Consider the following 10194-nt stretch of genomic DNA (forward strand, 5'->3'; position numbering starts at 1 on the left):
CCCACAGGCGGCGGAGGAACTCCTCCTCGCCGATGACCTCGACGCCGAGCTCCCGGGCCTTGTCCAGTTTCGAGCCGGCGTCCAGGCCGGCCACGACCAGGTCGGTCTTCTTCGACACCGAGGAGGCGACCCTGGCCCCGGCGGCCCTGGCCCGGGCGGTCATCTCATCCCGGGGGAGGCCGAGCGCGCCGGTGAAGACTACGGTAAGACCTTCCAGCGGACCCGGCTCTTTCCGGACGACCTCCAGGCGGGGGTCTATGCCGTACCCCCGGAGCCTCTCTATCAACCGGGCGTTGCGCGGGTTGGCGAAGAAATCGCGGACGGCGGCGGCCACCGTGGGCCCCACTCCCTCCACCGCGGTCAGCTCCTCCTCCGTCGCGGCGGCCAGGGCGGCGACGCTCCCGAAAGCCCGGGCCAGCGCCTCGGCGGTGGTCTCGCCCACCTGGGGGATGCCCAGGGCGAAGACGAGCCGGGGGAGGGTGGCGCCCCGGCCGGCGGCGATTGCGGCGACGAGGTTCTCCGCCGATTTTTCGGCGAACCCCTCCAGGTACCGGACCTTTTCCGCGGCCAGCTCGTAGAGGTCGGCGGGGCTTTTCACCAGTCCGGCCGCAAGGAGCCTATCCACCACCTTGCCGCCCAGCCCCTCGATGTCCATCGCCCCCCGGCTGGCGAAGTGCCACAGCCGCTCGCGCACCTGCGCCGGGCAGTCGGCGTTCACGCAGCGCACCGCCACCTCGTCGGGGAGCCGGACGACCGGCTCGCCGCACGCCGGGCAGCGGTCGGGCATTTTGAACGGTTTTTCCGAACCGTCTCGGCGCTCGACGAGCGGCCCGACCACCTCGGGAATCACGTCCCCCGCGCGCTGAATCTCCACGAAATCCCCCGCCAGGACGCCCAGGCGCCCTATCTCGTCGGCGTTGTGCAGGCTGGCCGAGGAGACGGTAACCCCGCCCACCCGCACCGGCTCGAGCTCGGCCACCGGGGTCAGCACCCCGGTGCGCCCCACGGAGACCTTGATGCTTTTGAGCCGCGTCACCGCGCGCTCCGGCGGGAACTTCCAGGCCACGGCCCAGCGCGGGCTCCGGGCGATGGCGCCCAGGCGCTCCCGTTGGGCGAGGGAGTCCACCTTTACCACCACCCCGTCTATCTCGTGACCCAGCCCCTCCCGACGGGCGAGGAGCCGATCGTAGTAAACCTTCGTCCCCTTCACCCCCTCCACCGCATCCAGGGGGCCGTTCACGGGGAAGCCCCAGCCCGTAAGCGCCGCGAAGCTCTCCCGATGGCTCGTGAAAGCCAGCCGGGCGGCGTTGACCAGGTTGTAGGCCATGAAGGAGAGCGGCCTCCGGGCGGTTATTTGCGGGTCGAGTTGACGGAGGGAACCGGCGGCGGCGTTGCGCGGGTTGGCGAAGGGCTTCTCCCCGAGCTCTTCCTGGAACCGGTTCAGGCGGAGGAAATCCGCCTTCTCCATGAACACCTCGCCGGTAACGATGACCTCGGGCGGCGATTGGCCGCTCAACCGGAGCGGAATCGCGCCGATGGTGCGCACGTTGGCCAACACGCCCTCGCCGGTGGTCCCTTCGCCCCGGGTGGAGGCTTGGACCAGCACGCCGTCCGCGTAAACCAGCTCCACCGCCAGGCCGTCTATCTTGGGCTCGGCGACGAGCGCCGGCTCATCGCCTTCCAGGCCGTCCAGGCAGCGGCGGAGCCACTCGCCGAACTCCTCGATGGTGAGCACGTTGGCCAGGGAGAGCATGGGGGCGCGGTGGCGGACCGGCTCGAACCGCTCGCTCGGGGCCGCGCCGATGCGCTGGGAAGGGGAATCGGGGGTGACGAGCTCCGGGTGCGTATCCTCCAGGGCGATGAGCTCCCGCAGGAGGTCGTCGTACCGGGCATCGGAGAGCTCGGGATCGTCGAGGACGTAGTACCGCCGGTTCGCCTCTTGAATAAGGCGGACCAGCTCCCGGTGTCTTTTGCCGGGGGCATAGCCCGCTGCGCTCGGTTCGGTCGGGTCACTCATCTCCCCTCCGATTTCCCGGCGAAGTCAGAACCTGGAAGAACAGCGCCGTCACCCAGGACTGGATGAGGATCAGCCCCAGCCAGGTCAGGGACCAGAGGGTCAGTTCCCCCTCGGCCGGCCCCTGAAAGAGGGCGGAGAGCCCGACGAGCGGCAGGAGGTTCACCGCGATCCACAGCCCGGCGCCGAAGACGAGCCCCTTGAGCCAGCCGCCCCCCGGAAGCCTGTGCTGGAGGTGGGCGTAGAGGTAGCCGACAAGCGCGCCCTCGGCGAGGATGAAGAGGCAGTAGATGAAGACGTCCCACCCGGTGAGACGGCCGAAGAGCTCGGGGTAGAGGTCGCTCAAGCGGGGGCCCAGGTCCAGGGTGGTGCGCAGAAAAAGCTGGGAGACGAGGCTCGCCGCGCCCCCCGCTAATCCGGCCACCACACCCCTGCCTACGGGAACCTTCATTTTTTAAGGCAAGGGGCTTAAGCCCCTTGTCTCCTTAAAAGGGCTCGTCCTCGAGCATCCGGCCCGTGACGGCGTCCACGGTGACCGTCCGGGATTTGAATCCGGTCGCGCCGTGGACCGTGTAGGTCAACTCCCACACCGGCTTTGTTCCGTCGGGAAACACACCGGCGTACAGGCGCAGGCGCTCGTTTACCGGGGTCCCTTCGGAAAGGATGTCGTCGGCCCCGCGGCTCGCCGAACGGCTCGCCGAAGCCATGCGGGCCGACTTGGCGGCGAAATCCGAGTCTATGAAGAAACCGCCGTCCCACTCTGGGGGTGACTGACCGGGGAACTGCGAGTTACGAAGCGGTTCGGGCTCACCGAGCGTGGCCAACAGACCGTCGGGCCCCAGGTGAACCCGGACGATGGACGCGGCGGTCGCCGAGTAGAAGGTGTAGGTCCAGTCGGGACAGCGTCCGTCCCCGAAAGACGGCCCGTAATCCAGCCCCAGGGCCTCGCAGAGTACCCCGTCGGGCAGGTACGCAACGGCCACCGTCCGTGCCTCGGTCAGCCTCTCCGACGCCGAGGTCCCCCCGGAGGCCTCACTCCCCTGCCGCGGATTCCCGCACGCGGCGAGGAGTAATAAAGACCCGAGGAACAGCGGGGCGATCCGCCTCATAGGTTCGAGGCGTACCGTTCGGCGAGCCGTTCGACGAGCCGACGGTAGCCGGGCGTCAGCTCCACCCCGCGCCGGGCCATCACCATCCCCGCCACCTCCAGGGCCTTGGCCGGCTCGTAGGCCTCGAACCCGCCGTAGGATCCCCAGGAGAAGGGCGGCACGTACCCGCTCACCGGCGGCGAGTTGAAGACGTTGGCGAAGGGGCCGATCGCGACCCCGGTGCCCACCAGGGTTCCGATGCCCAGCTTCACGTGGTCGCCCAGGTATCAGCCCGCCTTGTCGAGGCCGGTGGGCACGCGGCCGTCGGGGCCGTGGGCCCGCACCTCCCCGTAGGTGTTCTTCAGGTCCGAGTTGGTGGTCCCGGCCCCCAGGTTCACCCACTCGCCCAGGTAGGCGTGTCCGATGAAACCGTAGTGGTGCTTGTTGACGTGGTCGGCGAAGACGCTCGCCTCGACCTCGCCCGAGACGCGGCAGTTCCGGCCGAAGGAGCACCCGGGGCGGATCTGGGCCGAGTCCACCACGGTTTTCGGTCCGATGTAACAGGGTCCCTCGATGCGCGCGGGGGCGTGCAGTTCGGCTCCGGCCGCCACCACCACGGGGCCTCCCGCGGTGGAAAAGACCACCCCGCGCTCGACCAGGGCGCCCTCTTCGATGAAGACCAGCGCCGGGTCGCCCTGCACGTCGCCCTTCCACTTGGCGCTTTTTCGGGTGAAAACGGCGAAATCGCGGCACAGCGCCTCGGCGTTCCTCTCGACGAGCTCCCAGGGGCGGCGGAAGAGGCCGGTCGCCTCCGCGCCCCGTTTGGGCGAGCCCAGCCACTTGGACCGCTCGCCGGTCAGGAACCGCTCGATGAACCGGGGGTCCGAGGTGTGGATGTCGCCCAGGATGTCCTTCGCCTCGCCGGGCTCCAGGCGGGCCCAGACCAAGCACCTCTCCTCCCCGTTTACGATGACCTCTTCCCCCCGCTTGCCGAGGGTGATTTTCTCCGCCAGGGTTTCCGGCTCACACACCGCCCCGTTTACCAACAGGAGCGGCTCGTCGCCCAGGTCTTCGGGATTGAACAGGGGACCTTTGCAGGTTTCACGCAGCTCCGGACGGGGCCACCAGGAGATGTCGGGCAGAGCTCTTTTTAAACGGTCCGAGAGCCTGCCCATACTGAAGGACAGGTCCCAGACCGGTCGGAGTTCGGTCAACGGAAAGAGCTTGCGCCAGCGGCAATCCTCAAAGACAACTACCCGCAAGGTGCGTCCTTTCGTCCATCGCTTGGCTTTTGAATTATCCAATCGGCGAACTCGAGGGATCACGGGTAGTCGGAGGAAGAGGCTACTGAACTACGGTATCGGCGGCGATCCAGCAGTCGGCGTAACCGGAGTTTCGCGCCCGGTTGCGCAGGGTTTCGGCTTCCGCCCGGGTGCGGCAATCGCCCGCCCGCACCTTCCAGTAACCGTCTAAATAGCTCACGTAGACGGTAACTCCCAGGGTGGATTCGGCTTCCCGGGCCACTTTACGGGCGTTATCCTCGGAGACGCCCGCGAAAAGCTGCACACGGAATCCGTCCGCCGTCGCCCCGACCGTACCCGTATTTTCGGGTACGGTGAAGGTCACCAGCTCGCCCTCGTCCACGGTATCGGCGTCGGTGACTATCTCGCCCTCGATGACCGTGTCCGATATCACCTCGTCTTCCCCGTCATCCTCGGGTTGACAGCCGAGGAAGAAAACCAGAGCTAGAGGCAACACTAGCCACAGTTTACGGAGCATTAAAACCTCCATGCGCGTGGCAGGGGACGATATGTGAACGGTTCTTTCTGTTTCCGCGGAACACTTTGGTACAGTATAGCTCAGGATCGGCATTCCGACAAGCGCACACTCCCCACGTATTTTTTAACAAGGGGTTTTGCCGGGGGCGTAGCTCGCTTCGCTCGGTTTCCCGGGGGGCCCATGTAAAACCCCTTGTCTCATCCGTAAGGGAAGGGGCGGAACAAGGGGTTTTGCCAGAGGCATAGCTCGCTTCGCTCGGTTAAACCCCCTGTCTTACCCCTTGTCTCAACTCAATTGTGCCGGGGGCGCCGGGAGAGAAGGATGCGGTCCCGGATTTCTTCCATCGTATCGGCCGTGTTGACTAACGTTTCCAGCGTAACTTCGCGGACGATATGGGCGATGGCCATCAGAGCCCTAAGGTGGAAGTTCCGTTCGTCGCGGCTGCCGGCCATGACGAAGACGAAGTGCACCGGTCCGGTGTCGGCCCCGAAGTCTATCCCCTCCCGGCATCGGAGAATCATCACGGCGAAGCAGCCCTTTCCCGGGCAGATGATGTGGGGGATGGCCAGCCCCGGGGAAATGGCCGTGGTGGACTCGGCTTCCCGCTCGTGTAAAAGACGCGCCAGCTCGTCGGGGGGGAGGCCCAACCGCTCGCAAAGGTGATCGGCCACTATCCGGAAGAGTTCGTCCACGGTCACGCTCCGCGGAAGGTCCACCAAGGGGGCGCGTTGAATCAAGAGATCGAAGCGGTCGAAACGAATGTCGTCGCGTTCCTTGACTATCTGGAGCAGCTCTTTTTCCAATTGCTCCCGGCTCGTGTTTTCCCGGAGGCTGGGCGACAGAAGCCGCTCGGTGAGCGTCACCAGCGCCGAGGTGCTGCGGATGTGTATCCGGGCGTAGAAGAAATACCATCCCAAACCCAGAACCAAGAGGCCCGCGAAGAGGAGCAGGGTCACGGTGCCCATCTCGGCGATCAAGAAAATGTAGACGATAATGGCCAGGATTTGCAGCACGGGGAAGAGGGGGGATTTGAACTTCGGCCGGTAGTTCTTCACCCTGGCCAGGCGCATGAAGACCAGGCTCAGGTTCACCATGCAGAACGTGAACAGGAGGCTGGTGCTGGCGACCTTGATGAGCGCCTCCAGATCGAGAAAGACGATCATGGCCGTCATGAATAGGCCGGTGACGACGAGGGCCGTGGTGGGGGTGTTCCGCTTGGGCGATATTTTGGCGAAAATGCGGGGTAACAGATGGTCGCGGCTCATCGGCCAGCATCGCCGCCACGGCCAGGGTTATCTCCCCAAACCCCCCGGCGAAGACCAGGGCGCCGTCGGAGAGCGGGGTCAGCGAATGGGCCAGACCGGCGGGCTCCACCAGGCCGCAGGTCACCGCCACGGCGAAGACCGTGACCAACTGAACTGCGATGAAGGAGAAAAACAGCGCCCGGGGGATGTTCCGCCCCGGGTCGTCTATCTCCTCCCCCATACTGGCCAGCTTGGTCAGGCCGCTGAAGCTGATGAAGACGAGCCCCGTCGTCGAGAAGAACTCCCGAAATCCCGTGGTGAAGGAGGGTTCGTACCGGGCGATCTGGATGCCGGTGGAGCCGCCGACGATGTAAAAGCCCAGGATGGCCAAGAGTCCCAGGGTGAGGACGACCTGGACCTTGCCGGCTATTTTGACCGAGAGGAGGTTCAGGGCGGTGAAAAGGACCGCACCGACCACGGCGACCAGCTTGAACCCGAGCTCGGAAAGGCCGGGGAAGGCCAGCTTGGCGAAGGCCCCGATGCCGATGAGGGCGAAGGCGCTTATGAGGGAGATGGAGAACCAGTCGGCCAGGCCGCCCATGGTCCCGGCCACCCCCCCCAAGCCGCGAGTGACAAATATATGCTCACCGCCAGCCTTGGGCATGGCCGTGGACAGCTCCGCCACGGAGAACATGGTGGGGACCATCAACAGGCCGGCCACGAGGTAGGCCAGGATCGAGGCGGGGCCTATCTTGGCGTAGGCGATGCCCGGCAGGACGAAAAGGCCCGAGGAGATCATCGCCCCGGCGGCGATGGCGAAGGCGTCCATGAGCGTCAGGCGGCGTTCCAGGGGCATGGGCCTCCTCAGATGAGGGCCAGGAGGAATGCGGCTGCGGCGCCGACCACCGTATTCAGGAAATTTTCGACCTCATTCGACAGCTTTCCCGAGGGGACCAGCGCCCCCAGGTAGCTCTCGAAGCTCCCGCCGATGAGCCCGGCCGCGGGGGGAATCCAGACCCAGGACCACGGAATCATCCCGATTGCCGCGGCCAAAAGGCCCACCAGCGCCGCCAGACCGAGGCCGCCCAAAGTCCCCTGCCAAGAGACCGCGCCGGCGGTGCCCGGCTCCACCCGGCGGAAGGTGGTTATCAAAACCGGCTTCTTCCCGTAGAGCTGGCCGAGCTCGCTGGAGCCGGTGTCCAGGGTGGCCGTGGCCAGGGCGCCGACGAAGGCCGCGGTCAGGAGGGCGACGCCGCCGGGCCAAACCTCGGATACGAGCAAAGCGGCGACGGCCAGGAGCGTCGCCAGGGCGCAGTTGGCCGCCACGTGCTTGCTCCCGCGCCTGCCTTTTCCCTCCTGGGCCAGCCCGAGGGCTTCCTTCTTTTTATACCCCAGCCGGGTGACCAGGGTTCCCAGGGCGAAGAAGAAGGCCAGCACCACCCACCCGCGCCAGCCCAGGCCGAGGAAGACCAGCCAGCCTATCCCCAGGCCGCCGAGGAATCCCGACAGGCTCACCCACCCCAGGATGAGCGCCAGGAGGGCGAAGGGCAGGTGGATGTAGAGCGACTGGAGGAAATTCTGCCAGAGCGTTTCGAGCATCGTCCATCCGGTCCAGGTTTATCAGGTAGCCGGGAAATCGCGATATATTATTAAAAGGCTAATCTTTGGCTATAGGACGAATATGGATCATCAGCCCTACAAGTGTCAGTTACTGAAAAATATATAGCACAAAATATAAGTCTGAGGTATTTCCAGCGATCCACGCTTTGATTGAAGTTTGCGCGACGTTAGTCTTACCCCGGCAACTCTATCATTTCTTCAGCCCCAGGTGCAGTCCCCGGCCGTCGAGGCCTTGGGCGTCGTAGAACGGCTCCAGCCCCGCGGCCCTGAGCGCGCCGACGATTTCCTCCCGCTCGAAGAGCCCCATCTCGTGCCTCTCCAGGCCGTACTCCGTCCCGCCGGGGGTGGCGACCAGGTAGTGCAGATCGAAGTACGACAGCCGCCCCTCGACGAAACTGGTGCTCACCCGCGCGATTTTCAGCTCCGGTTCGTCCACGGTCAACAGGTGAACCTTCCCGACGTTCCACCGCTCCGGCGTGAACCAGGGCTCGAGGGCCAGCACCCCGCCCGGAACCAAGTGTCGCGCCATGCAGCCCACCGCCCGGTGGAGCTTCTCCCCGGTCACCACGTAGCCGATGGAGCTGAAGAGGCAGGTCACCACGTCGAAGCGGCGGCCGAGCTCGAAGTCGGTCATGTCCGCCTCGTGGAAGGCCACACCGGGCAGCTTCTTCCGTGCGGTCTCCAGCATGACGGCCGAGAGGTCCAGCCCCTCGACCTCGTAGTGTTCGCGCAGATGGACCAGGTGGGCCCCCGTGCCGCAGGCCACGTCCAGGAGACGCCCGCCGGGTTGGGGCCTAAGCTTGCGGATGAAGCTCAACAGACGCTCCGCCTCGGCCGGAAAATCCTTGAAGGCGTAGATTTTATCGTAGTACCTGGCGGTCACGTCGTACACCATCAGCCCTCCGCCGTTTCGATTCAGCGGGCTCCCCGGCCCCGTCTTACGGCCCCGCTCAACCCTCGCCGCGCACGTTCATCCGGCGCTTCAGGTGGCTCACCAGGCAGGTGACGTCGGTCGGGTTCACCCCGGGCAGTGAGCCCGCCTCGGCCACCGAGCGGGGGCGGTTTATTTCCAAACGCTCCGCCGCTTCCCGCCGGAGCCCCAGCACGCGCCGGTAGTCGAGCCCCTCGGGGATGACGAGGAGCCCGAGGGCGGCCCGCCGCTCCGACACATCCCGCTCTTTCTCCAGGTACCCGGCGTAGCGGATGTCCACCAGCGCCACCTCCAGCGCCTCCGCCGCCAGGTCGCCCGTTTCCAGGTCAACCAGGAGGTCCTGCGGCAGCGAGTCGTCGCCTAGCGCCAGCTCCCGGATGACGGTGGGACAGCCTTCCCCGCCGCGGCGGATGAGTTCGGCCGCGGTCGTCCCCTCCAGACCGGCGAGTCCGAACCGCTCCGCGTCGGTCCTCTTCAACCGGCGGCTATCGGCCCAACGGACCAGTTCGTCCCGCCAGCGGTACTTGATCTCGGTCCGCCGCGCCGCCGATTTGTCCACCAGGCCCAGCTCCGCCCCCACGGCGGTCAGGCGCTCGTCGGCGTTGTCGGAGCGCAGGAGCAGACGGTGCTCCGCCCGGGCGGTGAAGATGCGGTACGGCTCCGACCCCCACCGGTGGACTAGGTCGTCCACCAGCACGCCGATGTAGGCCTGGTCCCGCCGTAAAATGAACGGCCCCCGTCCGTCCAGGGCGAGCACGGCGTTGACCCCGGCGACGAGCCCCTGGGCCGCCGCCTCCTCGTACCCCGAGCTGCCGCAGGCCTGCCCCGCCGCGTAGAGCCCTTCCACGCCTTCCACCGCCAGGCTCCCGCGGAGCTGCCCCGGCTCGACGCAGTCGTAGACCACGGCGTAACCGGGGCGGGTAATCCGCGCCCGCTCCAGGCCGGGGATGGCGGCCAGAACGCTTACTTGCACGTCGTAGGGCAGGCTGGTGGCCAGCCCGGCCACGTAGTACTCGTCTCCATCCGCGCCCGTGGGCTCCAGGAAGAGCTGGTGGGATTCGTGGTGCGGGAAGCGGACCACCTTGTCCTCGATGGAGGGGCAGTAGCGGGGCCCGACCCCCTGGATGAGACCGGTGAAGAGCGGGCTGCGGTCGAGCCCGGCGCGTATCGCTCCGTGCGCCGCCGGCCCGGTGTAGGTCAAAAAGCAGGGGAGGAAGGGTCCGGGCGGCGGGGGGCCGGTGAAGCTGAAACGCGGCGGCGGGTCGTCGGGGTCCTGGCGGGCTAGACAGAAGGTGTCCACCGTGGCGGCGTCCAGGCGGGGCGAGGTGCCCGTCTTCAGCCGCACAAGACGAACTCCGGCCTTTACCAGACTCCGGGAAAGGGCCTCCGCCGGGCGGGCGTTGTCCCGGCCGCCGGGGAAGCGGTCGAGCCCGACGAAAATCTCCCCCCCGAGGAAGGTCCCGGTGCAGAGGACCACCGCCGGAGCCCGCAGCAGGACGCCCGATTCCAAGAGGATGC

12 protein-coding genes are annotated in these 10194 nt (G+C 66.6%); 2 read left to right on the forward strand and 10 right to left on the reverse strand.

The annotated features are described in order from the left end of the window. From ligA to NTW26_09510, 7 genes are all read right to left on the reverse strand, one after another. On the reverse strand, positions 1 to 2017 hold a 2017-nt coding region (gene ligA, locus NTW26_09480; GenBank protein MCX7022484.1), incomplete at its 3' end, for an NAD-dependent DNA ligase LigA. Then, a complete protein-coding gene (locus NTW26_09485) occupies positions 2010 to 2438 on the reverse strand; it encodes a hypothetical protein (protein ID MCX7022485.1) in 429 nt (142 codons plus the stop codon). The genes NTW26_09485 and ligA, both read right to left, overlap by 8 nt. Positions 2439 to 2499: 61 nt before the next feature. Next, the gene (locus NTW26_09490) at positions 2500 to 2997 is read right to left on the reverse strand and encodes a hypothetical protein (GenBank protein MCX7022486.1); all 498 of its coding nucleotides are present in this window, start codon (positions 2995 to 2997) and stop codon (positions 2500 to 2502) included. A 122-nt stretch (positions 2998 to 3119) separates the two neighbouring features. Continuing rightward, complete coding sequence (locus NTW26_09495; GenBank protein MCX7022487.1) at positions 3120 to 3374, reverse strand: hypothetical protein; 255 nt, start codon at positions 3372 to 3374, stop codon at positions 3120 to 3122. Positions 3375 to 3389: 15 nt separating this feature from the next. Continuing rightward, complete coding sequence (locus NTW26_09500) at positions 3390 to 4364, reverse strand: putative sugar nucleotidyl transferase (protein ID MCX7022488.1); 975 nt, start codon at positions 4362 to 4364, stop codon at positions 3390 to 3392. 82 nt (positions 4365 to 4446) lie between these two features. Next, a complete protein-coding gene (locus tag NTW26_09505) occupies positions 4447 to 4881 on the reverse strand; it encodes an SPOR domain-containing protein (protein MCX7022489.1) in 435 nt (144 codons plus the stop codon). 290 nt (positions 4882 to 5171) lie between these two features. Then, positions 5172 to 6146 (reverse strand): PTS sugar transporter subunit IIA, encoded by a 975-nt coding sequence (locus NTW26_09510; protein ID MCX7022490.1) that lies wholly within the window; start codon positions 6144 to 6146, stop codon positions 5172 to 5174. Positions 6147 to 6304: 158 nt separating this feature from the next. Between NTW26_09510 and NTW26_09515 the strand changes: the two genes are divergently transcribed. Further along, on the forward strand, positions 6305 to 6499 hold the full coding sequence (locus tag NTW26_09515) for a hypothetical protein (protein ID MCX7022491.1): 195 nt from the start codon (positions 6305 to 6307) through the stop codon (positions 6497 to 6499). An 81-nt stretch (positions 6500 to 6580) separates the two neighbouring features. Next, a complete protein-coding gene (locus NTW26_09520; protein ID MCX7022492.1) occupies positions 6581 to 6853 on the forward strand; it encodes a hypothetical protein in 273 nt (90 codons plus the stop codon). Between the two features lie 136 nt (positions 6854 to 6989). Here NTW26_09520 and NTW26_09525 read toward each other — a convergent pair whose 3' ends face one another. The 3 genes from NTW26_09525 to NTW26_09535 all read right to left on the reverse strand — a co-directional run. Then, complete coding sequence (locus NTW26_09525) at positions 6990 to 7724, reverse strand: DUF92 domain-containing protein (protein MCX7022493.1); 735 nt, start codon at positions 7722 to 7724, stop codon at positions 6990 to 6992. Positions 7725 to 7935: 211 nt separating this feature from the next. Further along, entirely contained in the window at positions 7936 to 8640 is a 705-nt protein-coding gene (locus NTW26_09530) for a methyltransferase domain-containing protein (protein ID MCX7022494.1), read from the reverse strand. A gap of 55 nt (positions 8641 to 8695) precedes the next feature. Then, positions 8696 to 10194 (reverse strand): FAD-dependent oxidoreductase (locus tag NTW26_09535; protein ID MCX7022495.1); only part of this gene is annotated, 1499 nt, incomplete at its 5' end.

This window comes from bacterium (assembly GCA_026398675.1).
In the GTDB taxonomy this organism is placed as follows: Bacteria; RBG-13-66-14; RBG-13-66-14; order RBG-13-66-14; family RBG-13-66-14; genus RBG-13-66-14.

Coding starts and splice junctions, on each gene's coding strand:
- NTW26_09505 (MCX7022489.1), bottom strand. CDS start 4,881: ATGCTCCGTAAACTGTGGCTAGTGTTGCCTCTAGCTCTGGTTTTCTTC.
- NTW26_09530 (MCX7022494.1), bottom strand. CDS start 8,640: ATGGTGTACGACGTGACCGCCAGGTACTACGATAAAATCTACGCCTTC.
- NTW26_09515 (MCX7022491.1), top strand. CDS start 6,305: ATGAAGGAGAAAAACAGCGCCCGGGGGATGTTCCGCCCCGGGTCGTCT.
- NTW26_09510 (MCX7022490.1), bottom strand. CDS start 6,146: ATGAGCCGCGACCATCTGTTACCCCGCATTTTCGCCAAAATATCGCCC.
- NTW26_09525 (MCX7022493.1), bottom strand. CDS start 7,724: ATGCTCGAAACGCTCTGGCAGAATTTCCTCCAGTCGCTCTACATCCAC.